This is a genomic window from Paenibacillus sp. FSL L8-0663 (genome assembly GCF_038008125.1).
GTDB classification, from domain to species: domain Bacteria; phylum Bacillota; class Bacilli; order Paenibacillales; family Paenibacillaceae; genus Paenibacillus; species Paenibacillus polymyxa_D.
The window spans coordinates 1,882,659-1,908,977 of sequence record NZ_JBBOYM010000001.1 but is presented as its reverse complement, the minus strand read 5'-3'; the positions used below and the strand labels follow the sequence as shown (position 1 = coordinate 1,908,977).

28 protein-coding genes and 1 tRNA gene are annotated in these 26,319 nt (G+C 46.1%); 8 read left to right on the top strand and 21 right to left on the bottom strand.

What is annotated here, in order from left to right; genetic code table 11:
- The first annotated feature begins 150 nt into the window (after positions 1 to 150).
- Positions 151 to 912, top strand: a complete 762-nt coding sequence (locus MKY75_RS08755) for an N-acetylmuramoyl-L-alanine amidase (RefSeq protein WP_069011345.1) — start codon at positions 151 to 153, stop codon at positions 910 to 912.
- Here MKY75_RS08755 and MKY75_RS08750 read toward each other — a convergent pair.
- The 3 genes from MKY75_RS08750 to MKY75_RS08740 all read right to left on the bottom strand — a co-directional run bounded on the left by MKY75_RS08750 (position 887) and on the right by MKY75_RS08740 (position 2,721).
- A complete protein-coding gene (locus tag MKY75_RS08750; protein ID WP_340885017.1) occupies positions 887 to 1,822 on the bottom strand; it encodes a divergent polysaccharide deacetylase family protein in 936 nt (311 codons plus the stop codon). The two genes, MKY75_RS08755 and MKY75_RS08750, sit on opposite strands and share 26 nt — an antisense overlap.
- Before the next feature lie 124 nt (positions 1,823 to 1,946).
- Positions 1,947 to 2,459 (bottom strand): peptide-methionine (S)-S-oxide reductase MsrA, encoded by a 513-nt coding sequence (gene msrA, locus MKY75_RS08745; RefSeq protein ID WP_039270036.1) that lies wholly within the window; start codon positions 2,457 to 2,459, stop codon positions 1,947 to 1,949.
- Between the two features lie 177 nt (positions 2,460 to 2,636).
- Positions 2,637 to 2,721: transfer RNA gene (locus tag MKY75_RS08740), tRNA-Leu, on the bottom strand.
- A gap of 222 nt (positions 2,722 to 2,943) precedes the next feature.
- On the opposite strand from MKY75_RS08740, the gene MKY75_RS08735 reads away from it, so the two are divergent.
- Positions 2,944 to 3,480 carry a hypothetical protein gene (locus tag MKY75_RS08735; RefSeq protein ID WP_029516732.1) on the top strand — a complete coding sequence of 179 codons (537 nt, stop codon included), beginning with the start codon at positions 2,944 to 2,946 and terminating at the stop codon, positions 3,478 to 3,480.
- 140 nt (positions 3,481 to 3,620) lie between these two features.
- Here MKY75_RS08735 and MKY75_RS08730 read toward each other — a convergent pair whose 3' ends face one another.
- From MKY75_RS08730 to MKY75_RS08710, 5 genes are all read right to left on the bottom strand, one after another.
- Positions 3,621 to 3,950, bottom strand: a complete 330-nt coding sequence (locus tag MKY75_RS08730) for a carboxymuconolactone decarboxylase family protein (RefSeq protein ID WP_013309744.1) — start codon at positions 3,948 to 3,950, stop codon at positions 3,621 to 3,623.
- Between the two features lie 117 nt (positions 3,951 to 4,067).
- Complete coding sequence (locus tag MKY75_RS08725) at positions 4,068 to 4,289, bottom strand: hypothetical protein (RefSeq protein WP_029516731.1); 222 nt, start codon at positions 4,287 to 4,289, stop codon at positions 4,068 to 4,070.
- A gap of 141 nt (positions 4,290 to 4,430) precedes the next feature.
- Positions 4,431 to 4,775, bottom strand: coding sequence for a hypothetical protein (locus MKY75_RS08720; protein ID WP_007429850.1), 345 nt, complete (start codon positions 4,773 to 4,775; stop codon positions 4,431 to 4,433).
- A gap of 101 nt (positions 4,776 to 4,876) precedes the next feature.
- Entirely contained in the window at positions 4,877 to 5,449 is a 573-nt protein-coding gene (locus tag MKY75_RS08715) for a xanthine phosphoribosyltransferase (RefSeq protein ID WP_039270032.1), read from the bottom strand.
- Between the two features lie 84 nt (positions 5,450 to 5,533).
- Positions 5,534 to 6,139: a DedA family protein gene (locus MKY75_RS08710; protein WP_039270030.1), complete on the bottom strand. Its 606-nt coding sequence runs from the start codon at positions 6,137 to 6,139 to the stop codon at positions 5,534 to 5,536.
- Positions 6,140 to 6,280: 141 nt separating this feature from the next.
- Between MKY75_RS08710 and MKY75_RS08705 the strand changes: the two genes are divergently transcribed.
- Positions 6,281 to 7,387, top strand: a complete 1,107-nt coding sequence (locus MKY75_RS08705; RefSeq protein ID WP_029516728.1) for a YkvI family membrane protein — start codon at positions 6,281 to 6,283, stop codon at positions 7,385 to 7,387.
- Here MKY75_RS08705 and MKY75_RS08700 read toward each other — a convergent pair.
- Positions 7,384 to 8,508 carry a glycosyltransferase family 4 protein gene (locus MKY75_RS08700; RefSeq protein WP_029516727.1) on the bottom strand — a complete coding sequence of 375 codons (1,125 nt, stop codon included), beginning with the start codon at positions 8,506 to 8,508 and terminating at the stop codon, positions 7,384 to 7,386. The two genes, MKY75_RS08705 and MKY75_RS08700, sit on opposite strands and share 4 nt — an antisense overlap.
- A 205-nt stretch (positions 8,509 to 8,713) precedes the next feature.
- On the opposite strand from MKY75_RS08700, the gene MKY75_RS08695 reads away from it, so the two are divergent.
- Positions 8,714 to 9,895 carry a GGDEF domain-containing protein gene (locus MKY75_RS08695; protein WP_165147782.1) on the top strand — a complete coding sequence of 394 codons (1,182 nt, stop codon included), beginning with the start codon at positions 8,714 to 8,716 and terminating at the stop codon, positions 9,893 to 9,895.
- A 125-nt stretch (positions 9,896 to 10,020) separates the two neighbouring features.
- Here MKY75_RS08695 and MKY75_RS08690 read toward each other — a convergent pair whose 3' ends face one another.
- Both MKY75_RS08690 and MKY75_RS08685 read right to left on the bottom strand, forming a co-directional pair.
- Positions 10,021 to 10,803 (bottom strand): pseudouridine synthase, encoded by a 783-nt coding sequence (locus MKY75_RS08690; protein ID WP_029516725.1) that lies wholly within the window; start codon positions 10,801 to 10,803, stop codon positions 10,021 to 10,023.
- Complete coding sequence (locus MKY75_RS08685; RefSeq protein ID WP_340887080.1) at positions 10,800 to 12,464, bottom strand: RsmB/NOP family class I SAM-dependent RNA methyltransferase; 1,665 nt, start codon at positions 12,462 to 12,464, stop codon at positions 10,800 to 10,802. Before MKY75_RS08685 ends, MKY75_RS08690 begins: the two co-directional genes overlap by 4 nt.
- Before the next feature lie 163 nt (positions 12,465 to 12,627).
- Here MKY75_RS08685 and MKY75_RS08680 point away from each other — a divergent pair, with 163 nt between their 5' ends.
- A complete protein-coding gene (locus MKY75_RS08680; protein WP_029516723.1) occupies positions 12,628 to 13,155 on the top strand; it encodes a thioredoxin family protein in 528 nt (175 codons plus the stop codon).
- Positions 13,156 to 13,240: 85 nt separating this feature from the next.
- On the opposite strand, the gene MKY75_RS08675 is transcribed toward MKY75_RS08680, so the two are convergent.
- The 3 genes from MKY75_RS08675 to MKY75_RS08665 are packed head-to-tail and all read right to left on the bottom strand — an operon-like array spanning position 13,241 to position 15,752.
- Positions 13,241 to 13,810, bottom strand: coding sequence for a DUF309 domain-containing protein (locus MKY75_RS08675; RefSeq protein ID WP_029516722.1), 570 nt, complete (start codon positions 13,808 to 13,810; stop codon positions 13,241 to 13,243).
- Positions 13,811 to 14,623, bottom strand: coding sequence for a GTP pyrophosphokinase (locus MKY75_RS08670; RefSeq protein WP_023988035.1), 813 nt, complete (start codon positions 14,621 to 14,623; stop codon positions 13,811 to 13,813). It lies immediately after the preceding gene.
- Between the two features lie 34 nt (positions 14,624 to 14,657).
- Positions 14,658 to 15,752, bottom strand: coding sequence for a quinone-dependent dihydroorotate dehydrogenase (locus tag MKY75_RS08665; protein WP_029516721.1), 1,095 nt, complete (start codon positions 15,750 to 15,752; stop codon positions 14,658 to 14,660).
- Positions 15,753 to 15,969: 217 nt separating this feature from the next.
- Between MKY75_RS08665 and MKY75_RS08660 the strand changes: the two genes are divergently transcribed.
- Positions 15,970 to 16,116, top strand: coding sequence for a hypothetical protein (locus MKY75_RS08660; protein ID WP_023988033.1), 147 nt, complete (start codon positions 15,970 to 15,972; stop codon positions 16,114 to 16,116).
- Positions 16,117 to 16,143: 27 nt separating this feature from the next.
- Here the strand turns inward: MKY75_RS08660 and MKY75_RS08655 are convergent, their stop codons facing one another.
- The 3 genes from MKY75_RS08655 to MKY75_RS08645 all read right to left on the bottom strand — a co-directional run bounded on the left by MKY75_RS08655 (position 16,144) and on the right by MKY75_RS08645 (position 19,521).
- Positions 16,144 to 17,568, bottom strand: a complete 1,425-nt coding sequence (locus MKY75_RS08655) for a L,D-transpeptidase (RefSeq protein WP_340885014.1) — start codon at positions 17,566 to 17,568, stop codon at positions 16,144 to 16,146.
- 268 nt (positions 17,569 to 17,836) lie between these two features.
- Complete coding sequence (locus MKY75_RS08650) at positions 17,837 to 18,079, bottom strand: ferredoxin (RefSeq protein ID WP_013309730.1); 243 nt, start codon at positions 18,077 to 18,079, stop codon at positions 17,837 to 17,839.
- A 161-nt stretch (positions 18,080 to 18,240) separates the two neighbouring features.
- Complete coding sequence (locus tag MKY75_RS08645) at positions 18,241 to 19,521, bottom strand: DNA polymerase IV (RefSeq protein ID WP_165147788.1); 1,281 nt, start codon at positions 19,519 to 19,521, stop codon at positions 18,241 to 18,243.
- 292 nt (positions 19,522 to 19,813) lie between these two features.
- Between MKY75_RS08645 and cimA the strand changes: the two genes are divergently transcribed.
- Positions 19,814 to 21,430, top strand: coding sequence for a citramalate synthase (gene cimA / locus MKY75_RS08640; RefSeq protein ID WP_069011086.1), 1,617 nt, complete (start codon positions 19,814 to 19,816; stop codon positions 21,428 to 21,430).
- Positions 21,431 to 21,469: 39 nt separating this feature from the next.
- On the opposite strand, the gene MKY75_RS08635 is transcribed toward cimA, so the two are convergent.
- From MKY75_RS08635 to MKY75_RS08620, 4 genes are all read right to left on the bottom strand, one after another.
- On the bottom strand, positions 21,470 to 22,114 hold the full coding sequence (locus MKY75_RS08635; protein WP_029516717.1) for a TlpA family protein disulfide reductase: 645 nt from the start codon (positions 22,112 to 22,114) through the stop codon (positions 21,470 to 21,472).
- 171 nt (positions 22,115 to 22,285) lie between these two features.
- Complete coding sequence (locus tag MKY75_RS08630; RefSeq protein ID WP_029516716.1) at positions 22,286 to 23,023, bottom strand: exonuclease domain-containing protein; 738 nt, start codon at positions 23,021 to 23,023, stop codon at positions 22,286 to 22,288.
- A complete protein-coding gene (locus MKY75_RS08625) occupies positions 23,020 to 24,102 on the bottom strand; it encodes a DUF294 nucleotidyltransferase-like domain-containing protein (protein ID WP_029516715.1) in 1,083 nt (360 codons plus the stop codon). Before MKY75_RS08625 ends, MKY75_RS08630 begins: the two co-directional genes overlap by 4 nt.
- A 48-nt stretch (positions 24,103 to 24,150) precedes the next feature.
- Positions 24,151 to 25,554 carry an ammonium transporter gene (locus tag MKY75_RS08620; RefSeq protein ID WP_029516714.1) on the bottom strand — a complete coding sequence of 468 codons (1,404 nt, stop codon included), beginning with the start codon at positions 25,552 to 25,554 and terminating at the stop codon, positions 24,151 to 24,153.
- A gap of 295 nt (positions 25,555 to 25,849) precedes the next feature.
- Here MKY75_RS08620 and MKY75_RS08615 point away from each other — a divergent pair, with 295 nt between their 5' ends.
- Positions 25,850 to 26,281, top strand: a complete 432-nt coding sequence (locus MKY75_RS08615) for a MerR family transcriptional regulator (RefSeq protein ID WP_049816952.1) — start codon at positions 25,850 to 25,852, stop codon at positions 26,279 to 26,281.
- Positions 26,282 to 26,319 lie beyond the last annotated feature (38 nt).

The following is a 26,319-nucleotide window of genomic DNA, read 5'->3' as shown; positions in this document are numbered from 1 at the left end:
CGGATTTACACGTTAGGTGCAGATACAACTAGCTTGCTCATTTTCCAAAAGGTCTAACCCCTGTGGGAATAACTATGCATGGTTTCCCTTAAATGGAACATACTATCTTCAATCAGTAAATAATTAATTCGTCCACTGGAGGAATAGAACGTGCGGAATAAAAAGTTAAACAAGATAGGGCTGACAAGGCTGGGATTGAGTCTATGCATCCTTTGCAGTGCTGTATTTGCCCCATTTACCTATATAGCTGCTCAGCCCGACGATAAAAGTAACGAACCGAACAAGTATACAGATGTTCCGCCCAACGTACATTCGTCCTATCACGCTTTTGCCAAGCCCGTTGTCCTGATTGATGTAGGCCATGGTGGTGTGGATGGTGGAACAAGTCACAAAGGAATTTTGGAAAAAGACATCAATCTCGCCATTGCTCAAAAGCTGTACTTGATTTTACGATCCCAGGGATATCCTGCTGTTCTGAATCGGGACAAGGATTACGCACTGAGTGACGACAACCGTTGGCTACAGTCCAAATCCCGGCATCTTAAAGACCTCGCCCAACGTAAAAGCCTAACAGAACAACTGCCCACCGCTTTGGTTGTAAGCCTGCATGTCAATTGGACCAAACGTGCCGAAAAACGGGGACCCATTGTGCTGTATCAGGATGAAGGCAGCAGCTATCTGTTAGCTGAACGGATTCAGCATTCATTAAACCGCTTATTTTGCATGAATAGAAAAACAGTGTACGGAAAACCCTTTTATCTTTTGAATAAAATCCAGCACCCTGCTGTCATTGTGGAAACCGGATTTATAAGTAACGAACAGGACAGAGCTATGCTTTCCGAGGATCGTGGTCAAAAAAGCATTGCAGGAGCTATTGCCGAAGGCATTATTGCGCATCTGACGGCCTGGTAGTGTTGGTGGCTGGGTCTCCCGTCCATCCCCATACAGCTCGCACCAAATCGCTAATACCCACAAATTTGGCCTGCTCCTTTAGCTTGGGAACCGACGAATGAAGAGCGGAGGACGTGTACATGCCCGACACGCCGACATGCCCAATTGTTACGCAGGTGTTGTGCTCATCCAGCCATTCAACCACTTTTGTAAGTTGCCGATTCACATGGGCGAGGGTATGAACATCATCCAGAAAAACATTATTGCGTACCGGAGGCATTCCCTTTTTAGCGGCAAGCTCAGGCACCACTGACCAATAATTAGTACGGCTATCGACAAAAAATAGTCCATGCTCCTTACAAACATCAAGAACTATGGACATAATGCGCTTATCTGAAGTAATCTTGGAACCCATGTGGTTGTTCATCCCTATCGCATAAGGAACATCCTTAATTGCTGCTGTCACCTTAGCGCGTACTTCATCATCCGTCATATTAGCCTTAATTGCTCCGGGTCCGAGCCATTCGGGCTTTCCCTGTCTTGGCTCCATTGGAAGATGAACAATGACGTCATGACCACGCTTGTGCGCTTCCATAGCGTCCTGTTTGGTTGTAGGCAGGAAAGGCATCACAGCAACGGTAATCTTAACGGGTAAATTTAAAATTCGCTCAGTCCCTTTCATATTGTTTCCCAGATCGTCAATAATGACAGCAACCATCCTTTGCGACTCGTCCTGTTTGTCTATTGCTTCTGCAACACCAGTACTACAGACCATGAATAACATGCATACCGAAATACAGAGTACTACGGTTCTTCGCATTTTGGAGCTTGAATGGAATACAGGTACATAAGCTGGCTCTTTCCGACCGCGAGATGCCTTTAAAGCCTTTTTTATTATATTTCTCATGTGCAGCTTCCGTCGTGTACTCATTGCGGGTCAGCCTCCTTCTCTGTCCCTTCATTGTGTGAGTAACCTCGTCTAAATATGTATAAGGCAGACCATGGAATACTCCCTAATCTGCCTTATCGTGCGTAAAAACGTATGTTAAAGCCGCTTACCAGTTCTTATCAATAAATTCATCACGGCCCGATTGAGCCCGATCTTCCTTATAGTGCTTCACGTTTTTCTTGTGGTAATCCTGATGATAATCCTCTGCTGGATAAAAAATCGAAGCCGGAAGGATCTCCGTTGCAATTGGCTTATCAAAGCGTCCACTTTGTGCCAACTGCTCCTTGGACTGTTGCGCAAGCTCACGTTGCTGCTCTGTATGATAAAAAATTGCGGGTTTATACTGTGTGCCCCGGTCCTGAAATTGACCTTCCCCGTCGGTAGGGTCTGTTTGTGGCCAATATAATTCGAGCAGCTTTTCATAAGGAAACAGCTCAGGCTCAAACGTAATCTGCACCACCTCGTAGTGACCTGTAGTTCCTGTTTTAACCTGCTCATAGGTGGGATTGGGAATCGTTCCTCCAGTGTATCCTGACACAATGCCATGAATGCCCGGCTGCTCTTCAAACGGAGTCACCATACACCAGAAGCACCCACCTGCAAAAGTTGCTTTCTCCATCTTACATCCAACCTTTCAATAACTTCATCATAAAATTTTCTATCATATCTGGAAATCCATAGTTTGCGTGAAGACAAGAAACGTGTTCAGCTTAAACTATGAGCAAATCCCCAGAAATATAAGAAAAAGGTCTCTAAAACTGCTACGAGAGCAATTCTATAGACCTTTTCTAATGGATGCGGTCGAGAGGACTCGAACCTCCACGGGGGGTTAGCCCACACGGACCTGAACCGTGCGCGTCTGCCAATTCCGCCACGACCGCATATAAATTATCGTTTATCCTCGAAAGATCAATCTTTCTTAGCGACAAGATAGATCATACCATGCATATATCAAGATGTCAAACCTTTTATGTTCGTTAATTTCCTCTTGATAAAAAAGGAATAATAAACTAAAATAAGAACATAGGTTCTCGGGAATGAATGTTCCTTTTCTTCAATCGTTTATGAATTATCATCACATTTTCCTAAGGCGGTGAATGGTAATGACCTCTTTAGATACTACTCAGCATGAATGGTCTCTTGTGAAAAGTTATCTGCTCCTTACCTTTATTCAAAAAGTATTTGAGCGGGACAGCCTAATTCTTGAAGAAAGCGGTATGCTGAAAACCCCTGATCTTTATGTCGAAATGGTTAACGCAGGTGTAGATCGTACCGGAATCCTACTGTCTGAAGTAAAACATGAATTTAATAAATATCACATTCATGTTCTGGACATACAACAAAACCACTCCGGCGTTCACGCCACCTATATAAGTAAAGGCAATAAAGAGCAGTTCAGTATGGCAATGCCAGCATTCCGCAAAGAAATGTATGAGCGGATGCGAGCATATCTGGGGCTCTCAACCTCTATGCCCCATACAGCTGCCCTTCCTTTACTAGAGAAACATCGCCCCGAATTACCAAACAATTCAACTTCCAACCCCCTACGCATCGTTGATCGAAGTTTGGTTACATCCTCTTTGGCTTATAAGCGTAAAACGTCTCGCCCTGCTGCTGTTGCCGCAAGCAGAAGAGCATAATCCCCGCACAATAAACACGCAAAAAAAAAGCTTCCGCAGACACCAACTGTGCTCGGAAGCTCCTTTCCATATCCATCATATCTCCAAATCGATCTATAACCGCTAAGATGAAGCATAAGCATATCTATTAATGATTCGCTTTATTGCAACGCCTTCTGTACACGCGTAACCCCTTGACTTAGAGCATGTCCTCCACCTACCGCTGCGGCTACAGCAATGGTCTCCATAATCTCCTGATCACTAGCTCCTTTGGACCGCGCCTCGTCTACGTGATAAAACGTGCATACTTCATTGTTGGCAAATAAGCCAATGCCTAGTGCAATCAGTTGCTTGGTTTTCTCATCTAAGCTGCCGGCTTGAAAGCACTCTCCGGTAAAGCGATGATATGCATGAACTACCTCGGGCAACTGATCTTCCAAATGGCTGATTTGATCCTTATATGCATGTACTTTTTCGTCCATAACCGTCATTGACACAGCACGTCCTCTCTGTTGGATTTTCCTTCATTACTGTGTCCGATTTAGAGTTTCTGTATGCCTAATGAATCACCCAGTTATTTTTATCCAACACCCATTTGGAACCCATTCCTAATCCAGATCTATCGGATTGTGACGTGGCTCGCTGAACGGCTGATATGTATAGCTGCGATCCAATTTGACCACACGTCGATTCTGGCGGCGAATAAGCACCTGTTCATCATCCCATGCCAGTACAATGCCAACAACATCGTTGGTCTCCAATCCATCGCGTACGACACGCACCTTTTCACCGGAGAGTCGATAAGCATCCAATTCTTCGTCCATAATCATCCTTGTCCCCTCCTTATACACTTTTTTTAATAACACAGCGACCATGATTCTATGCATGAAAAAGTTTAAAAAGAGACCTAAATGAATCATTTAGGTCTCTTCTCACTTACTACTTATATGGATTGCCAACAGAGCGACAAATTATCCCGACTGATTTACACTGTGATCATGTTCTTTTGTATCGTTCTTCTCGTACCAGAAGTCCAGCACTTGTGCAGACAACACTCGCTGATCTACATACTCCACTTGGTGAGCAGTAAATTCTTCTTTCCAAGAGAAGGACAATTCTTCGCATAGGTTAACCAACGTCAACAACTCAGACCAGGCCACATAGCGTTTATACCAAAAAAACTGAGGATGTTCAATCATATAGGGATACAAATCGTCAAATTCCGTATGCTTACAATCCAAGGCACGCTCAAAGTGTACTTTAGCCGCTGCCAGTTTTTCCAGAAAAAACTGTTCGGTCAATTGTTCTTTCCCCATGTTGCTGCCTCCTCTCCAAAACCTTAACTATATTATAAGCGAAATTGAAGCTCATGCAAAGGTTATTATTAGAAATAAGGAACAGGAGTTTTGAATTGTTACTATTCAGCAAACTCAATCTTACCGTCCGCTAACGACGAAATTTTGACCAATGACTCTACACGAATACCCTGCTCACGGATGGTTCTCGCTCCGGCCTGAAAGCTTTTTTCCACCGCGACACCGAATCCAACCAACTCAGCTCCGGAGCGTTGAATGATTTTAACCATGCCTCGCGCCGCATCACCATTAGCGATAATATCATCAATGAAAAGAACACGATCATCTTCGTGAATAAATTGACGAGACAGCATAATATCCGTAACAATACCTTTAGTAAACGAAGGTACGCGTTCACACAGCGCGTCTGGATCAGCTAGTAGGGTCTTTTTACGACGAGCGAATACCAACGGGACACCCAATTCCAAAGCTGTCGCAAACCCGATGGCAATACCTGAGGATTCCACGGTCACTACTCTGGTAATCTTCTCTTCCCGGAAACGTGCTGCGAACTCTCGTCCCATTGCCATTGTCAATTCTGGATCAACTTGGTGATTAAGCAAACCATCCAGCTTCAGTACCTGATCTGATGCAATCACGCCTTCATTTATAATTCGTTCCTTTAATACTTCCATTACATGACCTCCCACGGCATTCCTATGGGGTAAAAGTACCATACTTCACCCGCCGCTTTCAAGCTATAGCTGCTTTCCTTCAGGTCATGTGACATTTTTTTTACGCTTATTCCAGAACCATACGGTGATTCCTCCCACAACGATTAAAAGAATAACGACCAGCCCTACCCGATGCGTCACCTTCTCCATTAGCTTCGCCACCTGCTCCCAATGCATGCCCACCGCATGTCCAATCCCCAAAAATGTACCGCACCACAGCAAAGCTCCTGCTGATGCATAACAGATATAGCGAAAAACGCCTAGACGGGTTGTGCCTGCCAGATATGAGGATACATGTCTCAAGCCGGGGACAAAATATCCGAACAGAATTCCCCAGGTACCATAGCGCCCAAACCAATTTTCAGAAGAGGCAATCCTGGAAGGCGTAAGCCTCACCCATTTTCCGTATCGATGCAATAGTGGTTTGCCCAGCAGACGCCCCAGTGTGTAGCTAAGCATCATACCTGTCATACTACCGAAAAATGTGACTGCCAGTGCAGCAATGAAGTTGTAGTGCCCTTGAGACACGAGCCCGCCGAAGGCGATCATTAGCACTTCGTCGGGTATCGGCATACCCGCTACTCCAAGTGCAAGTAAGCCGAACATTGCCAAATATCCGTATTCCAGTATCCATGCAAGGATTTGACCCATAAATTACGCTCCCGTCAAGCTATTCATTAAATTCACTTTAATTATTTTCAGTCTCATCCAGTCATGTCCTATTTCAGTTGAACATAGTTTGTATTATATGCTCGCTGCAGCGTTATTCAAGCAGGCAAGGAGGGACTGGGGATGAAACGTAATATTCATGTTTTTCAGATTGCTTTTACATACATCGGCACAATCGTCGGTGCCGGATTTGCTACCGGACAAGAAATTCTGCAATTTTTTACGCAGTACGGTCGTTGGGCTACTCTCACTATTATGCTGTCCACAATCATATTTGTATGGTTGGGTACGAAAATGATGCTCATCGCTCATGATATTTCAGCCAAATCTTACGAGGACCTGAACAAACATCTTTTTGGCGCCAATGCCGGGAAATGGATTAGCTGGTTCACGCTCATCGTGCTGATTGGCGTAAACAGCGTCATGTTGGCAGGAGCCGGCTCTGTTTTTGTAGAGCACCTTCACCTGCATTACCAAACCGGACTGCTTATTACACTGATTGGTACTTATTTGCTGCTAAGTAAAGGCATTAAAGCCATCTTACACATGAACACCGTGGTTGTCCCTCTGATGATCATCATGTCTCTTCTGCTCGTTCACAGCACGCTCTCCATGCCCAATCCTCAGAGTTTTATTACGAATACGACAGATCACAGTACATTTCGAACCTTGCTCTCTCCACTGCTGTACACGTCCTTCAACCTAACTATGGCCCAAGCCGTGCTTGTACCACTTGGCAGCCAAACCTTTTCCCGAAGAACCATCCGCTGGGGCGGAGTTTTGGGCGGAGTTGGTGTCGGGTTTATGCTGATGGCTGCACACTTTGCCATGTCAGCACATATGCCGGGTATTCAGCAATTTGAAATCCCTATGGGAAGCATTGCTTATCGTCTGGGTGCCTTCGTCGAAATCATATACATTCTACTCATTTTCATGGAAATCTTCAGTACCTTTGTGGCCGACATTTACGGAGTCAGTCTGCAAATTCGTCAACATGTCCAAATTTCGCCCAAGCTCATCACACTATTCATTATGCTCACCTGTTTTTTAATCAGTCAGTTCGGCTTTAGCTCACTGTTATCTGTTCTTTATCCTATTTTCGGGATGCTCAGTCTGATGTGGGTTAGTAAACTGATCATGGCAGGACGCGGGAGACCTTTCCGTTCCTCACGTCCTCACTCCAGCCTTCGGCATTCTGATCCCAAACCAGGTGATACTCGTCATGGTTAGTGTGGAAATTTCAAATACATTTTCTTCAACTCGTTAACCGCTCGACTCAAAGAATAGCTTGATTTAGCCTTATCGCAGGCAGATCTAGCCAACTCATAACGATAGGCAGGATCAGCGATGACCTTTTCTAATGCGTCTGCTAGTGCCTTCGGATGGTCGGGTGGCACGAGCAGACCATTGACCCCATCCTCAATCTGCTCCGGTATTCCTCCCACTTCTGTACCTACCAATGCCAGACAACTCAACGCTGCTTCCGCAAATACCGAACCAAAGGCCTCCGCTCGAGAAGGCAAAACAAATACATCAAAGAAAGGCATAAACTCTTCTGGATGAAGGGTATATCCATAAAAAATCGTCTCATGGTATATATCGAGCTCTCGCGCCATCTCTTCCAGCTCAGGGCGAACCGGGCCATCTCCAATAATATGAAGCACAAATTCCATATTTCTTTTTTTAAGTTCAGCACAGGCCCGCAATAAAATATCCAGTCCTTTCGCCGGAACAAGGCGGCAAACGGTTATGAGCTGTGTCACTTCATTTTCGTGTGGAATGGGCTTGAAGCGTTTCTCATCATATCCATTCGGAATGACTGCAATGTCTTGCGGATTCTGAACGTAAGGAGTTAAATAATGCTGAAAAGAATGAGATACCGCTATCAGGCGATCCGCCTTCTGCTCCATTTCCCCATACAATGACACCAAGAATTGGTGTTCAGGCCCGTTCTCCTCTATTTTCCCGTTTAGGATTAACTCCTTCTCATAGGAAGAGTGAATCGTCTGTACAAGCGGGATGTCAGGAAAAACAGTTTTCATAGCAATCCCGGCAATGGGGTGATGAGCATGAATGAGGTCATAGGGCTTCTGAATACGAAGCCGGGTCCACCACAAATAGTCACGGTACGTCTGAATATATTTTTGAACGATTGGATATTGTTCATATCTCGTCCAGTCAAAGGTATCAAAAATTACTTCGTCCCTACCCTTGTTACGAATCCGTTTAGGGATTGAAAATAGCTCCATTTCCCAACGGGGGGATGTAAATCGCTCTTGCAGATATGGAATCATGGATGAAACACCTCCCGGTTGCTCGGGTGGGAAAAAGAGAGCCTGTAGCAATTTCATGACGTGCTTCCCCTTTCAAGCATTAAACTGCCCGGATCACAGATGTATGTATAGGTTTCCGGATTTTCTGAAAGATGATATATTGAGAATAAATGTTAGTCACAAAAGAAAATTATAACATTTTAAATGGGATAAATCCTGTCTATTGTATCGGAACGATATCATCCGTTCAATAGATTGACTATTTTTGCAAATGGAGTCGGTGATGTTGACGTTGTTGTCCTTATCGGGAACCTTGGGTTTCCCATCTCTGGCCGAGGCCGTAAGTGCAGCCTGCGGTTTGTATATTATACTCATGATGGCACTGATGTGCGTGATCATATATAGCAGACAACGAAAAAAAGCCTATATCCTTTTTTCAGTTGCCGCTATTATTATTATGACATATGAAGCCATGAATCTCTATTCAGCAGGCGGAGGCAAGATGCAACTCCAAGGAATCGTGTGGAAAAATGTACTGGAGGCGTCTGCCTTCGTACTCATCAATGCCGCCGTATTTCAACTATACCGGAAGCTAAAACGTGTGCAGACATGGACCTTGCTACTGCTGGGTGCGTTATTGATATTGCCGGTTACTGCCTGGACAGCAGGTTTGTTGCCCGCTTGGATCAGCGCAGCGAAACTGGTTGGGTTCACTCTATTTTATCGAGTACTGGTACTTATACTAAGCCTTGTGTTTATCACCCCACGAATCGGACAGCCAAAGAAGTATGTAGCGGGCTTATTCATGTATTTGCTCTGGCTCGGCTATTTGTGGCTGGGAAATGACATCCCTGAAGAAGCTGGCAGGTCAAACACAGTCCTATATATGTCATTTTTACCATTGCTGTACTACACTACGTTATTCCTCATCCTGTTTGAACGGATTGTGGAGCTGCTCCAAAGGATTTACCGTTCTTCCATCACCGATGGTCTGACCGGGCTATATAACCGTAAATATTTTTCAGGACGACTACGGCGATATATGGATCAAGGAATCCGCGTGTCGGTCATTTTTTGCGATATTGACAATTTCAAAAAGTTGAATGATACGCAGGGCCATGCTCGTGCGGATGAAGTACTCAAACAGGTGGCACAGATTATGGAGGATGAACTGGATGAAATCGGACTGACCGGACGATACGGTGGCGAGGAACTGGTCGCAATGGTTGTGGATCGACGTGCCAAGGTTGGACATGTCGCAGAACGTATCCGCGAGCGGGTCGCGGAGGAAAGCATTGTCACAATCAGTGTCGGACACAGTACAGTGAAGAAGGAAATGAACCCGGATGAACTGGTCAAACAGGCCGATCAAGCGATGTACATATCCAAAACGACAGGTAAAAACAAGGTTACAGCTTATAAAGCAGCCGAAGTGAAAAAAAGTCGGGCAGCACGCGCACAATAAATTGTAAACTGCGATTCGTTGTTAAAAGTTGAGTTTGAATAATTCTCTGTCTGGTTGTCTATACCACAAAATGACGCACAGGAATCTCATAAGAGCCTGTGCGTCATTTATATTTAATCTGCTCATCAAACTTCTGACGTTGCAGATGCTATATCCCGGCCGATCCATGTCAGCTCTTCACTAGTCAGCTCTCGATAGCTGCCCAGTGGAAGCTGTTCATCCAGCTTCAATGGTCCCATGGCCGTTCTTTTCAAATAGGTCACCTTTTTACCAACCGCCTCGAACATACGCTTCACTTGATGAAATTTACCCTCATGGATGACAAGCGAAATATAGGAAATGACTTCTCCATCTGCCTGGTACGGATGTTCGTGGCGAAGAATAGTCAACTGTGCGGGAAGGGTAACATACCCATCATCCAGTTCCACTCCTGCTGTAAATTGAAGAATATCCTCCTCCGTGACATGACCCGACACGGTAGCTTCATACGTTTTAGGAACATGCCGCCGTGGAGAAAGTAGCTCATGCGCTAGTTTACCGTCGTTGGTCAATAGCAATAATCCTTCTGTATCTTTATCTAAACGTCCTACTGGAAAAGGCTCAAAATGTCGTTCCTCCGCACTCAACAAATCCAGTACCGTCCGCTCCCTTGTATCTTCAGTTGCAGAGATGACACCTGGTGGCTTGTGCAGCATGATATAAATATACTCCCGAAAAACAACACGTTCCCCGTTCACTTCAATCTGATCCTGGTATGGATGAACCTGTAAGCCGCTATCCTTGGTGGTCTTCCCGTTTACCGTGATTATCCCTTGCTTCACCTGTCGCTTGATATCACTACGGGTGCCATATCCCATATGGGTTAAAACTTTATCCAAACGTTGCGTTTGTCTCCCTTTTCCACTCATACCGATGTCCACCTCCAGCCTGTAGGGTATTCATTTTTGAGCATGCCATCCTGCCATTTGCCCCACCCAGCCGAATAACCATCAATGCACACGAGAGTATGGCCTTTGGGCTGGACTTCGTTCCGCAGTGCCATTCTCTCAACGGGGATGGACAAGGTCTCCCCTTTTAAATACCGGATGGCCTCAGCATCTGAACTGGAGAGATTGATGCTTCTAACCGCCTCTGAAGAGCGTAATGCCACCGCCAGCGGGTGTGAAGGCACAAAGCGACCATTCTTGTCAGTACCCATAAACCAGCCTGGTCGCACCACCTTAAGGCCGTCCAAACGATGTGATGCCAGTGGCGACTGATAAATGCGATCTCCATAAACCACCGTATAGCCTGTAAAAGACACTTCCAGTTGCTCCTTCACAAATTGGTGATAGGATTCCAGCACATCCTGTGGGGAGCGTACAGCGGATTTTACATTTTCTTTGCCAGATCGGGACTTAATGCCACCCAAGCCGCGCGCGGACCTTCCTTTACCGGACTTCCCGTCCATTCCTTTTCCACTTCGTTTAGGCTCACCAGTTCCATGTCTTCCTTGACGGCTTGGTGTCTGCGCTTCCCTGACGGATAAAAACGGCTTCTTCCGTGGATACGCTGCATCTATATTCAATGCCCTATCATCCTTGTCCTCAAATGGAGTCAAATCCTCCGATTCAGTGTGATCTTCTATCGCAGCGGCATGCCCCCCCTGATGCTGCAATACAGCGATATAATGGCCTTCTCCCTCTACGAGATGCGGCCAAAGGCGTGCTGTTCCCCGCAGCTCGGGGTATGCTGACGCGACCTCTTCACTCATCCATTCCGGGTGGCCTGGTGCAAAGCCTGCTTCTGACGAAACAGGGACTACGTCAAAATCGGGGTGAGCCTCCAGAAATTCTGCGATCATTCCTTCATTTTCTTCTGGCGCAAAGGTGCAGGTCGAATAGACAATTCTCCCTCCTGCGCTCAGCATTGAGGCCGCTACACGCAAAATGTCCCGTTGCATGACTATACATTTATCTACCGAATGCGTTTCCCATTGTTTTGCCATGTCCTTATCCTTGCGGAACATACCTTCTCCCGAGCAAGGTGCATCAATTAGTATCTTGTCAAAAAAATGTGGAAAGGCATCGGCGATTCGATCCGGGCTTTCATTCAGTACCACGGCATTACGCACACCGTACAATTCCACATTTTTAGCCAACGCTTTGGTTCGGTCCGCGCTAATATCATTTGTCACCAATACGCCGCTTCCTTGTAATTTGGCAGCTATTTGGGTTGATTTCCCGCCCGGTGCAGCACATAAGTCCAATACAGCTTCGTCCTGAGCTACATTGAGCAGCTCAACCGGAGACATTGCACTCGGTTCCTGTACATAGTACAGCCCCGCATGGTAGTAAGGGTGTAATCCCGGCTTTGTACCGTGCGGAATATAAAAACCCGTGGCACACCACGGAATCGGCCGCAGTTCGAACGGAGAACGTTTCTTAAAGTCCTCTACCGGAATTTTTAATGTATTGACGCGAATCCCGGCATGGGGCGTGTGGTCATAGGCAGTCATAAATGCTTCAAATTCTTCGCCGAGCAATTGCTCCATGCGCTTTACAAATGCTGTGGGGAGCTGTACACCCATAATCGTAATCATCCTGTCCTTTTAAAATAAATTTTATTGTACCATATTCAACCTGTTATCCCGCAATATCCGTGTGATTTACAAACTTTCACTACAAGATGTAATGTTGTATAATAATAAGATTCATAGCTGCATATTTTGAATTTTGATAGGAGAGATTGCATTGAACGCACAAAATTCCAACAAAAAAAAGCTTATACCCGTCATCGGCTTTTTTGTTGTGCTGGTCATTTTGATTGGTGTGCTGCTCGCTTTAAATTCAGGCACTAAAAACAAGCTGTATGGCGTTTCCACAGCCTCGTTAAATCCTGCTACTCAAGAGCTGCTGAATGACCCGAACTATCAGCAAATTATTAAGCCGGAAGATTTACAGAGCAAAATTGACAAAAAGGAAAACTTTTTCGTCTATCATTTCGCCTCCGACTGTGTGCATTGCCGCGCCACTACTCCCAAGCTCTTGCCTTTGAGCAAGCAGGAGAACATCACGATGCACGAATTTAACCTGCGTGAGTATGAGGATGGCTGGGACAAGTATAAGATTGAGTATACCCCTACGCTCATTTATTACGAAAAAGGCGTGGAAAAGGAACGTATGGTAGGCGGGTTGAAGGAAAATCCTTCGGACAATGGATACACACTCGACGATTTCAAAGCCTTCTTTGAGAAATATAAAAAGAACGTAACCTCCTAAGCAAACCTTCACAGACCTGAAAACGATAAAGCAGCCCGATCCTCATGAAACGGATCGGGCTGCTTGCTTATCATGCGCTTCAAACTCAAGGTGCATCCTTCGTTTCCGCTGAGACAGAACCTGAGCCGCCAGCGGCCTGTCTTCGCCTAATAGAAGCTTCCAGCGCCTGCTGACGCTGCTCATGCTTTTCCCCACGCCGAGGACCTCTTTGCTGCGGAATGTTGACCGGAATAGACGACGATGCCTTCTCCACGGCCCGGCGCAACCCGGGCTCGACGATTTCAATCGTCATATCCCGATAAACCGGCGGTTCTTGCTGAAGCTCTTCCGTGCCGGTCATAACAGCTTCAGCAAGCTGACGAGCGCAAATGCGCGCCTCTTCCACCAGCTTCACCATATTAATGCCCAGCGCCTGCGAAGGAGCATGCTCCAACCGGTGGACCGCACTATCCAGCATCATATGTCCACCACGATAGTTACCATTCCGAAAATGATACAGCCCTACAGCAACTTGCAGCAAACCTTTATATACAGGGTCACGGTCCAGCTTAAGCCACAGCTCTTCCAGTACCTCATGACATTCAAAGTAATCCCGATCACGATTGAAGTATACCAAATAAGTCACGTATAGCGGTTCGTAGGAAAGGTGTGCCATTTAATACTCATCCCTGTCTTCTTCCTTGGTAGAGGCTTCTAGCATCTCCTTGACCTCATCGTGAAGCAGCTTGATTCCTTCCATGTCGTGCCGTTCCCACAGTTCATTGAATCTGCGCTGCGCATCAATCGTTTCACTGATCTTATGGTAGAAATACAGCCGATGCATGCCTGTTAGCACTTTGGAAACGATATTGGCTTCATCCTCGAATTTTTTCTGCGCTTCCAATATTTCAAGACGCATGGAAGACATCTCATTATCCAATACAAAGGCTGCCTCAGCTGCCTTTTTCAACCGTGTACGCATATTATCAGGCAAGCTTTCACGATACTTATAGCTAAGAGAATGCTCTATGGTTGCCCAAAAATTCATAGCCAAAGTACGAATTTGAATTTCTGCCAGCACGATTTTCAGCCCGACTGCTGTCTGAACCGGATACTCCACAATCATATGAAAGCTGCGATAGCCACTGTCTTTATAATTGGTGATATAGTCCTTTTCATACAGTACGGTCAAATCCTTACGTCTTCTGATATATTCGGCCACCCGCCGAATATCCTCTACAAATTGACACATAATGCGAATACCTGCAATATCCTCGATTCCCGTCTCCAGCTGATCAGAAGGAACCTGTAATCTCTTCGCCTTATCGAGGATGCTTGATATTTTTTTAACCCGTCCGGTTACGAATTCGATAGGAGCGTATTCCTCGCGCTTTTTCAGCTCCGCACGCATTGTTTTGAACTTGACCTTAAGCTCTTCCACCGCCTGATCGTATGGCAGTAAAAATGTTCCCCAGTCTCTTCCGTCCATCCCCGTACCTCCTGTCTCTTCCGACAACACTTTTTTATCTGTGATCTGCACCAACAGCCTCGGTAATGTGTCTAAAGCCGTCCTTTCGAAGCAGCTCACGCAGGCCAGCATGTATAGCTCTATTTACTTCCGGCCCTTCGTAGATCAATGCTGTATAAATTTCAATCAGACTTGCGCCTGCTTTAATTTTGTCATAGGCATCACGGCTCGTGAATATACCGCCTGATCCGATAATAGGAAGCTTACCTTCCGTCTGGCGATACACCCGTCCGATGACCTCTGTGGAACGGTCACGCAGCGGCTTACCACTCAGCCCTCCTGTTTCACTCGCATTTCGGTGCGTTAAACCAGCTCTGGATATCGTTGTATTGGTCGCAATAATGCCGTCTACTCCACTGGCAGCAATCGCATCTGTCATATATTCCAATTCCTCATCCGATACATCTGGCGCAATTTTAACCAGTACAGACTTGGCATTGCCATACTTTTTCGCCTGGACTCCCATCTCTGCCCGAACCGCTTCCAATAACGACTTCAGTTCATCACCATGCTGGAGCTTTCGTAAATCCGGCGTATTCGGCGAGCTAATATTCACTACAAAGAAGTCCGCATACGGATACAGTGCGGAAATACACTTTTCATAGTCCTTATGAGCATCCTCATTGGGCGTGATTTTATTTTTGCCGATATTAACTGCGACCGGAACAGGTCGATGTTTGAGTGCAGCCAGACGCTTGGCCATGCTCTCAGCACCCAGATTGTTAAAGCCCATCCGATTGACTAATGCCTCATCGGGAGGCAGTCGGAACAAACGTGGCCGATCGTTACCGGGCTGTCCCACAGGTGTCACCGTTCCCACTTCCATAAATCCAAACCCGATGGAAGAAAAACCAGTAACCGCTTCTGCATTTTTATCCAGTCCTGCAGCCAGTCCAATCGGGTTGGGAAAATGAATGCCAAACAGATCAACGGCAAGATCCTCCGTCTCCTTGACTCCGTACATTCCTCGCAGTGTCGCTGCTCCACCAGGAAGTGAGCCCGCATGTTTTAAACCGTCAATGACTACATGATGGGCCGTCTCTGGACTCATTTTAAAAAAAACAGGTTTCGCAATCCTTCGATACAACACGATTCATCCACTCCGTTCTATGCCCTTGCACAATCCTAAAAAACATCTCTACAAAATAGTTTAGCTTTTTCCATACCAAAAAGAAAGTAATTTGCGAGGTGCAACATCAGAACAATTCAGTTGTCATGGAGATGTCATTGAAAATGTATAATCAAACCATTTACAATGGACATAGTAAGACAAGACCTTAGCTCGTTAGAAAAGAGGGATTGCTGATATGAAGACCAAGCGCAAGCCGCCCAGTCTGCAAAAGAAAAAGGATGAGGTGAACAAGAAAGCGATTGTATGGACCGCCGTCAGCTTTGTTCTCCTCATCATTGTAATTATTCTGGTCATTGTTTTAGCACAAGCAGGAAATCGTTAAACACCAAGTAGCAATAGCATCAAAATTTTAATTTAGCCAGTGATAGGTTTTGCGGGGATTCGTCTGGTCATGCTGCGGCTCACTTGTAAATCGAGAACCAGGCACAAGCACTTGATCAGGCAATCCCCCGTTACCAATGACTACCTCCGTACCCGAAGGTACGAGTGCAAACAATTCCTCCACATCCTCTTTACCCATTCGGACGCAACCCAAAGACTCATTTTTGCCAATGCTGTCCGGCTCGTTCGTGCCATGAATGGCATAATTCGTTGCAGACAGTTGCATTCCACGGCTGCCAAACTCACCGTTGGATTTTCCGTTCGGATTTACTACTTTATCGGTAACCACAAATTTCCCTTCTGGTGTTCTTTCTCCACCCAAACCGATAGGATAATTTCGAATAAGTACATTGCCACTTACCAGGGCGAGCCTATGCTTAGATTTGTCCACCACAATTCGCAGCGGTTGCCCCAGAAAAGGCCTTCCGTGCAATGACGATGCCAGTAATGGACTGCTTCCGGCCAACGAGTCAGCGTCTAAATCTACTGCCTTCCCTGTTCCCTTTCCTGGTGAAGCAAGTAAATTACGCATAGGTGTAAAAGCCTTCTTCATCCCGTCTGTCGTACCATACATCGTGTTAGCGGGAAAGTCTCGAGTCAGTTCATCAAGACTCTGGGGAAGACGTTGATGCTGTGAGCGAAAAGCACGCATGGAGCTATTCAGCACAGCTAATTCCTCCTGTCCAGCAGCCCATTTTAGACCTGCTTTGCGAAGATTTTCACTGTCTGACGGCTTACAAGCACACGCAGCTGCGTCGTAAGACTGAACAGCTAATCCGCCGTTTCCTTTGTTCTGTACACTAAGTAATGGTTTCATGCCCTCTCTCCAGAGCAGCCACGAGCCCCCTTGCTCCATGCCCAACACCGTAGTCCTGGATGGCAGTCGGCTAGTCTTAGCCAACATATCAGTAAGCCCCGTTCCAGCTTCACTCCCTTTTCGATCTTGAGCCGTAAACACACCACCAACCACACCGATCTGGGCCGTCTCCTTCGGATCAGCAGTGGCCACTTTCGTAACTTCAATATTATCAATTGCTGCCTGCTCAGTTCCGGATGGATCAAATGTATTCACATTTGAAGGTCTCGGTGAATTAGCTGAAGGAACCCATATGAGCAGTAGTACCATTAACGCAGTTAACAGGTGACGTGTTCGAGCCGTTCTTCGCTCCTTCTCCTTGGACATCTGAACCAGTTTATCCTGATATTCCATCCATACGTCTGCCGGAATCTGTTTATGCTCGAAGGCTTCGAACACTTCTCCTGCGCGATTAAAGCAATAATTTGCTTTGCCCTCCTGACCGCTGCTCTCATACTCTTTGCCGAGTAAATACCAGGCCATTTTATTATCAGGGTGTTTTTTCACATACGATTTAAGATGAGGCGAATGGTTCATCGGATCCTCCTGATCGTGTAATCTTGCATACTTCCTATTATGTATATCGGTAAAAATAGACTTGATGGACAGCACATAAGAAAAACGTCTATCGACGTACTTTCACAGAAGCCAGACCGCGCTTGGCAGAAGTTTTTCTTGCGGTTATAGAATGGTTCAGCCTCCGCTGAACCATTCTATAACCTAAAAAAACAGCACCAACAGCTTACTTTCACCGTTATACGGCGAAGGGAACTGTCGGTGCTGTGCCTATCAAAGAAGCCTACGCTTAACCTTCTTTATTGAACGGCTCGTCTGCTACTTTAATGGAATCCGTAGGGCAACCGTCACAAGCATCCTGCATATCATCAAACAGGTCTTCTGAGATCGCCTTGATGCCTTGGTTGGCATCCCCTTCAAAGATCACTTCAGCCAAACCTTCATCATCATAATCATAAATGTCTGGTGCTGTAGCGCCACAGGCTCCGCAAGCAATGCATGTATCTTTTTCTACCCAAGTGTATTTAGCCATAACTTTTCTCTTCCTCCTATATAATCAAACAAACCAGCTTTTGCATTCTATTCACATATTAATACAAACCCAATATTATTACAAATTATTTTCCTTTATCCTTCGTGTAAAAAATGCTTATAACGTAAGCTTGTGAGACTTGCATAAATCTATCCAATAGTTCACTCCGGAGTTGGTAGATTGTCTTTTTGCAGCGAAGTTCCGCGCAACTTGGAGTTGCGAAGAAGTACCGAAGGATCATCTCCCAGCATCCCAGCGGTCAAAATTGCATTTTCACCAAACTTGTCGCGAAGTGCATCCATCGTCTTCAATAAGCTTTCTTTCTTGGGCTGATCCTGGTATTCAAATAGATCCATTTGAACGGCCGCTTCCTCCTTTGGAATAAGCTGCTGTAGCGTAATCCCCAGCAAGCGCACAGGCTTATCTTCTCCCCAATGGCGACGATATAACGCACAAGCTTCCTTATATATGTCCTCTGCACTTTCCGTAGGAGTGCTCCTGACTTGAGAACGCGTAAAGGTCTTCATATCCGGCGTCCGAATCGTCAATTGTATACCTCCTGCCAGCATACCGTGTCGTCGAAGCCGCCGGGCTACCTGATCACTAATGTTAAGAAGTACCCGTTGGGCTTCTTCCAGCTTGACCACATCCATAGGTAGGGTGGTCGTGTGACCGATAGACTTGTTTGGCTCCCGCTCAGTGCTGACTGGAGAATGATTAATCCCGTTAGCAGCCAATTTTAACCACGAACCCGTCACACCAAATACGCCAACCAGCATATGTTCATCAGCCTTAGCCAGTTGCCCAATGGTGCGAATGTTCATTTGTAGAAGCTTATCTGCCGTTTTGCGGCCCACACCAAACAATTGACCACAAGGTAGGTTCCACAAAATGTTGGGTACATCACGCAAACGTAGAACAGAGATCCCACGTGGTTTTTTCAGATCAGAGGCCATTTTGGCCAGCAACTTGTTGGGAGCAACTCCAATTGAACAGGGCAGACCCAGTTCGTCTTCTACTCTGCGCTGGATTTCCTCAGCAATTTCCATAGGTGTTCCAAACTGTTTGGATCCAGAAATATCCAGATAACACTCATCAATTGAAGTTGCTTCCAGCATAGGCGTATACGAATATGCAATGCTCATAAATGCTTTGGAATAACGACGATACAAGTGAAAATCAGGCTGTATTACGATGAGCTGTGGACAGATCCGGCGAGCCTGCTGAACGACCATTCCTGTTGAAATGCCCAATCGTCGGGCTTCATAAGAGCAGGTTACAATTACACCTTTGCGCAGCTCACTACTGCCTGCCACCGCGGTAGGCAGTCCCTTATATTTCTCTGGCTCCTCCGCGGCATGAACGGAACAATAAAATGCGTTCATATCCACATGCAGAATAACTCGCCCGCCAACCGGATAATAAGCACTGACATCTTTCATGCTCAACCCTTCTTTTATCTGTAAATTCACCCGTCATCGCGGGAATATGTGTTTTGATTTTATACTTGAGATACCCTTAAGTACTATTTCTATTTTACATAAAAAATAGAGGTTTTGCGGCTAAAAATGATAATTATATATTACAATTGAAGTCATAAGTTGATATAATCGACTAACATACGAACACGACAAACTAACGCTTTCCTGTTTTTAAGCGTTAAACAACTAAATTAATGTGCTTAAAAAAGCAGAATATCACCAATCTGAGCAATCCGCAAAGGAGGAGTCCCTCATGTCCACCGCTATTTCTATCTTTGACACAACGCTGCGAGACGGCACTCAAGGAGAAGGAATTAGCTTGTCTGCTGATGACAAATTGAAAATCGCCAAAAAACTCGATGATCTCGGTGTTCATTATATTGAAGGCGGGATTCCCGGAAGCAACAGCAAGGATATCGAATTTTTCAAACGGGTACAAGAACTGGGCCTTCGGGCAAAGATTGTCGCCTTCGGCAGCACGCGCCGCAAAGATAGCATCGCAGCACAGGATGTCAATCTGCAACGAATTCTGGAATCCGGCGCTCAGGCTGCTACACTTGTGGGTAAATCATGGGATTTTCATGTACACACTGCCTTACAGACGACACTGGAGGAAAATCTGTCTATGATTTACGACTCCATCGCCTTTTTAAAGCAAGGGGGCATGGAGGTTATTTTTGATGCCGAGCATTTTTTTGACGGATATAAAAACAATCCCGAGTATGCAATGGCCGTTATGAAAAAAGCTGAAGAAGCAGGCGCGGATTGGCTCGTGATGTGCGATACAAACGGCGGTACCCTGCCGCATGAGATTCAGGAAATTGTCACTATGCTGCAAAGCCAGATAACGAGGTCACAGTTGGGTATTCATACACACAATGACTGCGAGTTGGCAGTAGCGAACTCTCTAAGTGCTGTACAAGCAGGCGCAAGGCAGGTTCAGGGTACTATTAACGGGTACGGTGAACGGTGTGGTAACGCTAACCTGTGCTCCGTCATTCCTAATTTGCAGCTCAAGCTGGGTTACGACTGTCTAGATACCGAGAAGTTAAGTCAACTCCACAATACAGCCCGCTTTGTGAGTGAAGTCGCCAACGTCAATATGCCTGTGAACCAGCCTTATGTTGGCAATGCAGCTTTTGCCCATAAGGGGGGCATTCATGTGTCAGCCATTCTGCGCGACTCGCGAACTTATGAGCACATCGCTCCTGAACTTGTGGGGAACAAGCAGCGGGTCTTGGTCTCCGAACTGGCCGGGCAAAGCAACGTGGTATCCAAAGCGCAAGAGCTGGGCATCACCCTTGACCCATCCAGTGATGAGGCACGTGGCGTAATTAGCCGCATCAAGGAACTGGAGCATCAGGGATACCAGTTTGAAGGCGCGGACGCTTCGCTGGAACTGCTCATTCGTGAAGCAGGTGGTGAAGTGAAGGAAATGTTCTCTTTTGAATCCTTCAAAGTGCTGGTAGAGAAAACAGCCGGCCGCCCGGTCGTATCCGAGGCATTCTTGAAACTGAATGTCGCAGGGACGAGTGTCTATACTGCAGCTGAAGGCAACGGTCCTGTCAACGCGCTCGATAACGCACTCCGCAAGGCTCTTTCTCAATATTTCCCTGCTTTGCGGGACATGCATTTGGCCGACTACAAGGTACGTGTGCTTGACGAAAAGGATGCCACCGCCGCCAAGGTACGTGTGCTCATTGAGTCTAAAAATTACGAGGACGTCTGGAGTAACGTAGGCGTATCCGAAAATGTAATTGAAGCCAGCTGGGAAGCTCTCTTGGACAGCTTCCGTTACGCATTGTTGGAAGCACCAACTCCAACAAACGATCAGTCAGAGCTTACTCATCATGGATTAGTTAATCATTAATCAGTTGCTCGCATGAGCTTATAAGGTGCCTTTGGCGGTCTACTCGGCTCCCAAAGACACCTTCTTTTTTTGAAGAGTTTCTATTTTGCGTTCCAACTCCTGCTCACTGAGCATGCCGATGATGATTTCGCTGACCTGTCCATGAGGATCAACCATTACATGAGTTGGAAAAGCCACCCCTCCAACTCGTTCAAACAATGCTCCTTGCTCATCAAGTAAAATGGGAAACTGGAGATCCAAAGAGCGGGAAAACTTCTGTACATCCTCCAGTCGATCATAACGAGTTACATTGATACCATACACATCTACATCATCTTTGTACTTACTATACAACTCATTCAGCATAGGCGCTTCTAATCGGCACGGATCGCACCATGAAGCCCAAAAGCTAATAACCAAAGCCTTATTGCGCGGGGCCCCTACATCGTAGGTCTTGCCGTTTAACCCCTTTAAAATCATAGAAGGAAGCCGTTGACCAGGCTTTAGCTTTTTCAATACCTCTACCGCATGTGTTTCAGCCTCTACCTCTTTCTTAGCTTCAAGTTTTTCTCTACCATTCCCCTCTTTTAAGGGTGCATTTTTCATGGACAGGGTTGCTGCATAAGTTGTGTTTGCAATAACTCCCCATGAAGCCCCAACCACAACCAGTATAACCATCGCTCTGATGAAAAGAATTTTTTTCACAGTCTTATCACCTGTCTTTCGTCTAAATGACCCTTACCTTCTCCATAGGATGCCCATACTGTCCCCACCTCTAACCTTCTAAATCTGAATAGGACGCAAAAAAACAGCAAACCCACGAAATCGCGAACTTGCTGTTTTGATGTGTATATGAATGCTATGCCTTGTACTGAATCAGGCATGACTTAAATGCGCGTAGACATCTGCCAAATTGGTCACATTACGCTTCAACATTTCCTGAACATAAGCAACCCACAGCTTAGCCGTCATTTTCGCATCCTCTAACGCATGGTGCCGCCCTTCAATCGGAATGGATTGATAGGTCAACAATTCATCCAAACTGTAGGTTTGATGTTGCTGTGGCTCAAGCCATTTGGCAAGCATCATCGTATCCAGAACACGATGAGTCAATTGAACTTTAGATGTTTTCCATAACGCAGCATTCAAAAAGGCCTTATCATGAGCGCTAGCATGTGCTACAAGTACTCGCCCACCTACAAAGGACATAAAGTCGTGCAGTCCATTCATAAGTGGTGGAGCTTCATCCGTCATTTCCCGGGTAATCCCAGTTAGTTCGGTAATGTACTCAGGAATCACAGTCCGTGGATTAACAAGCGTATAAAACTGCTCTTTTTCCATAATCATGTCCCCGACAACCCGAATCGCCCCGAACGATAAAATCTCATCTCCATGCTGTGCTGAAAATCCCGTTGTCTCCAGATCAAAAACTACCGTCTCCAAACGATCCAGCGGGGTCCGCAATACTTCAGAGCGCCGTTGCTCCCGGGTTAAGGAGCGAATAAACGCCATCTGTTGAGCCGTAGGAGCCCCCATTACAGATGCGATCGCAGACGGCACTCCTCCTCTGCGGAGAGCGCTCCAGAAGCCACTTCCCTGCGCTGGTTCCTTCATGACCTTCTCCCTTCCATAAATCGCAACTGCCTTTGCAACGCACGATGCAACCGTCGTACCGTCGAAAGCGCCTCGCGCAACTCATGCCAGCCTTTACCTTGTTTCAGCGGCTTTACAGCCAGGTAGCCATTGCTGACCAGCAATCCATCATTCTCCTTCACTGGTGTAGCCATTCGTAGCTGAAGCGCAATCCGAAAGGCACGCTCGCAAGCATCGAGTAAAGGCAACGGTGCCGCTTCCAGTGATGCGAGACGACTGAGCCTTTTGAAGGTGGAGGTTTCCTCTACACCATGTTGCAACGCCAAAAAACGGACTGCGTTCACCAGCGGAATGTACAACCCGTATTTCACATCAAAATCGCCCGCATGCTCACCGAAGCGCTCGGTAACAACCTGACCTAAAATGTTAAGTGTCGCTTTATGCCTCACCGTGTTCCTAAGTACCGCCGAGGGTAAATCAGGATGTATTCGGAACAACTCATAAAAACTTCGTTTCCAGTTTGCAGATAGTCGTTCATCTCCAGCGATATGCCTCATATCAGACGAGATAATCAGATAACGGATCGGCTCCCAAGCAAAATCGTCCGACCATTTTGTTAGCTGTTTTTGCCATTCAGATAATGTTTGACGCCACAACGGCTCCGAGCACATTACTTTCCCCTCACATTTGGGATATCCCAAATACTCTAACATCGCAGACACTTTGCGACCAAACTCTCTAAAATATAATTCTTTGTCGGCAGATATCGTGTCACTGATAATCATACCGTTATCCTGGTCACTCCACAGCGTTGATTCCGAGCGCCCCATGCTTCCGAAGGCTATAAATGCGTAAGGGACGGGAGGAGGGCCGAAGCCATCCTCAACCATCCCTTTTTCGCACATTTGTACAGCTCTGGCCGCGATGCGGTCATGCATTTCATTCGCCGTTTGTAACCAGTCTGATAACGGAGCGGAGGCTTGAGAAGCCAGCAACCATTTTTGAGAGTCGACCCTGGCCCGCCTTAGCGATTCAGGTGTATCTGCATGATCAATCGCTTCGGCGGAACTCACCCAAGGGGCCATATTTTGCAGTTCCATACTTCCATCTCCTCCGCTCATCCATACTGGTTCTTTATATTTTACATATTAGTTCACAATTCCAGAACGCTTTTCAGCCTCAGCAACCAACTTCATTTGCTCAGGATAGCCGTACGTACCGTGTTCACTGATATCCAATCCCATTGTTTCTTCCTCTTCTGTAACGCGAATACCCATAATCGCTTTCATCGCACCCAGAATAATGAAGGAAATGACAAACACGAAAGCCAAAGTGCCAATCAGTCCAAGCAGCTGTACTCCTAATTGGGTAAATCCACCACCATAGAACAGACCCGCTTGACCTACACCAGTTATTTTTACAAGCTCAGGAGTAGCGAAGAACCCTGTGGACACTGCGCCCCACATCCCTGCAACACCGTGCACGGAGAAAGCATATACCGGGTCGTCTACTCTTGCACGCTCGAACCATTGCGCTGTGAAGAAAGTAACGATCCCTGCAACTGCACCAATGACCAATGCCGCCCAAGGTGCTACAAAGGCACAAGAACCAGTAATAGCAACCAAAGCCGCCAGCACACCGTTTAGCATAGCAGGAATATCTGCTTTTCCATATACCATCCAGGATACGAGCAAAGCGAAAACCCCACCTGCCGCAGCAGCAATATTGGTAGTCAAGGCCACATATCCAAAGAATCCGTCGTTCATAGCTGATACAGCACTACCCGGGTTAAACCCAAACCAACCAAACCAGAGAATAATAACACCCAAGATAGAGTACACCTGGTTATGACCAGGGATAATGTTCGGCTTGCCATCTTTATTAAACTTGCCCAGACGCGGTTTGAGCAGCAGGGTAGCGACGAGTGCTGCCGTAGCGCCTGTCAAATGGACTACCGTCGAACCGGCATAATCCTGCATCCCCAACTTACCAAGCCATCCACCGCCCCACACCCAGTGAGCTACAACCGGATAAATCACGATGGAGAACAAAATACCGAAAATAATGTATACACTTAATTTTGCACGCTCTGCCATCCCCCCACATGCGATAGAAAGTGATACCGCAGCGAAAGCAAAGTGGAACAAAAACATAATTGTAATCGGAACATCCAGACCTGAGAGAGCATCAAACGATGCAGCCGCATCCGTACCACTCATGAAGAAACCCGTCAGTCCCATAAATCCGTTTCCGCCATCATTACCAAAGCCGAATCCAAATCCAAGTGCCCAGAAGGACAAAGCCGCAACACCCGTGGTGAGAATCGTTTTACCAGCGACATGACCCGCATTCTTCATTCGAGTCGAGCCTGCCTCCAGCAATGCAAATCCCGCTTGCATAAAAAATACAAGTATAAATGCCAAGAACGTAAAGGCCGTGTTTAGCCCGGCTTGAAGTTGAATATTTGTCGGACCGTCAGCAGCAAACGCACCTACCGGAAAAGCTAATACTGTCAGCATGGCCAATAATACAACTAACCACTTTTTTCTCATGAAGCCCACTCCCTCGAATGTTAAGTTTCTTTACATTTCGTGAAATTCTTATTGTCATTATAATCAGAATACATGAAAGTTGACAAGATTTTTTTTATTATGTTAAAAAAATATGGTTCCAAACACTCCATGTCATATTTACTAACTATAAAAGTAGCTTGTTTCTGTTCAAAAAAAAGCATAACGTTTGACTGTATGGTTGGGAATCATGTAAAATATTCTTTATAAACACTCCGTTTGCAAATGCTAATATTGAAGGTTGAACGAAGAGCGCGAGGTGAAGACAGATGGGGATATGAAGCTGTATCGAATTGGTGAGCTAGCCAAGACGGCTGGTGTCAGCGAACGAACTATTGATTATTACACAAAGCTTGGTTTGATCACACCTGAAGAACGATCATTGAAAAATTATCGGCTCTATAATGATGAAACCTTAAACAGGCTTGAACGTATTAACCAAATGAAACAAGAGAAGTATAGCCTAGAGGAAATCAGACAGACACTGATTAAATGGAACTCGGTTGCGGGGGAAGAGCACGTCACTGACAAACTAACGAGTCTGGAGATGCACATGCAGCGTCTAGAGCGTGAAGTCAATGAACTACAACCTCTCTTGGGGCAGCTCAAGCCCGTTCAAGCGCGCAAGTTGCTTACTGGTCTACTACCACAAAGCGCCGCTTGTATCGAAGCTCTGAAGTATCTGCTGGAGCATAGTTCTATGATGTAGATACCTGGGCTAGTATGATGAACAATATTGGAGGGTTG

Coding starts and splice junctions, on each gene's coding strand:
- MKY75_RS08750 (WP_340885017.1), bottom strand. CDS start 1,822: ATGAGTACACGACGGAAGCTGCACATGAGAAATATAATAAAAAAGGCT.
- msrA (WP_039270036.1), bottom strand. CDS start 2,459: ATGGAGAAAGCAACTTTTGCAGGTGGGTGCTTCTGGTGTATGGTGACT.
- MKY75_RS08735 (WP_029516732.1), top strand. CDS start 2,944: ATGACCTCTTTAGATACTACTCAGCATGAATGGTCTCTTGTGAAAAGT.
- MKY75_RS08730 (WP_013309744.1), bottom strand. CDS start 3,950: ATGACGGTTATGGACGAAAAAGTACATGCATATAAGGATCAAATCAGC.
- MKY75_RS08725 (WP_029516731.1), bottom strand. CDS start 4,289: ATGATTATGGACGAAGAATTGGATGCTTATCGACTCTCCGGTGAAAAG.
- MKY75_RS08720 (WP_007429850.1), bottom strand. CDS start 4,775: ATGGGGAAAGAACAATTGACCGAACAGTTTTTTCTGGAAAAACTGGCA.
- MKY75_RS08715 (WP_039270032.1), bottom strand. CDS start 5,449: ATGGAAGTATTAAAGGAACGAATTATAAATGAAGGCGTGATTGCATCA.
- MKY75_RS08710 (WP_039270030.1), bottom strand. CDS start 6,139: ATGGGTCAAATCCTTGCATGGATACTGGAATACGGATATTTGGCAATG.
- MKY75_RS08705 (WP_029516728.1), top strand. CDS start 6,281: ATGAAACGTAATATTCATGTTTTTCAGATTGCTTTTACATACATCGGC.
- MKY75_RS08700 (WP_029516727.1), bottom strand. CDS start 8,508: ATGAAATTGCTACAGGCTCTCTTTTTCCCACCCGAGCAACCGGGAGGT.
- MKY75_RS08695 (WP_165147782.1), top strand. CDS start 8,714: ATGTTGACGTTGTTGTCCTTATCGGGAACCTTGGGTTTCCCATCTCTG.
- MKY75_RS08690 (WP_029516725.1), bottom strand. CDS start 10,803: ATGAGTGGAAAAGGGAGACAAACGCAACGTTTGGATAAAGTTTTAACC.
- MKY75_RS08685 (WP_340887080.1), bottom strand. CDS start 12,464: ATGGGTGTACAGCTCCCCACAGCATTTGTAAAGCGCATGGAGCAATTG.
- MKY75_RS08675 (WP_029516722.1), bottom strand. CDS start 13,810: ATGGCACACCTTTCCTACGAACCGCTATACGTGACTTATTTGGTATAC.
- MKY75_RS08670 (WP_023988035.1), bottom strand. CDS start 14,623: ATGGACGGAAGAGACTGGGGAACATTTTTACTGCCATACGATCAGGCG.
- MKY75_RS08660 (WP_023988033.1), top strand. CDS start 15,970: ATGAAGACCAAGCGCAAGCCGCCCAGTCTGCAAAAGAAAAAGGATGAG.
- MKY75_RS08655 (WP_340885014.1), bottom strand. CDS start 17,568: ATGAACCATTCGCCTCATCTTAAATCGTATGTGAAAAAACACCCTGAT.
- MKY75_RS08650 (WP_013309730.1), bottom strand. CDS start 18,079: ATGGCTAAATACACTTGGGTAGAAAAAGATACATGCATTGCTTGCGGA.
- MKY75_RS08645 (WP_165147788.1), bottom strand. CDS start 19,521: ATGAAAGATGTCAGTGCTTATTATCCGGTTGGCGGGCGAGTTATTCTG.
- cimA (WP_069011086.1), top strand. CDS start 19,814: ATGTCCACCGCTATTTCTATCTTTGACACAACGCTGCGAGACGGCACT.
- MKY75_RS08630 (WP_029516716.1), bottom strand. CDS start 23,023: ATGAAGGAACCAGCGCAGGGAAGTGGCTTCTGGAGCGCTCTCCGCAGA.
- MKY75_RS08625 (WP_029516715.1), bottom strand. CDS start 24,102: ATGGAACTGCAAAATATGGCCCCTTGGGTGAGTTCCGCCGAAGCGATT.
- MKY75_RS08620 (WP_029516714.1), bottom strand. CDS start 25,554: ATGAGAAAAAAGTGGTTAGTTGTATTATTGGCCATGCTGACAGTATTA.
- MKY75_RS08615 (WP_049816952.1), top strand. CDS start 25,850: ATGAAGCTGTATCGAATTGGTGAGCTAGCCAAGACGGCTGGTGTCAGC.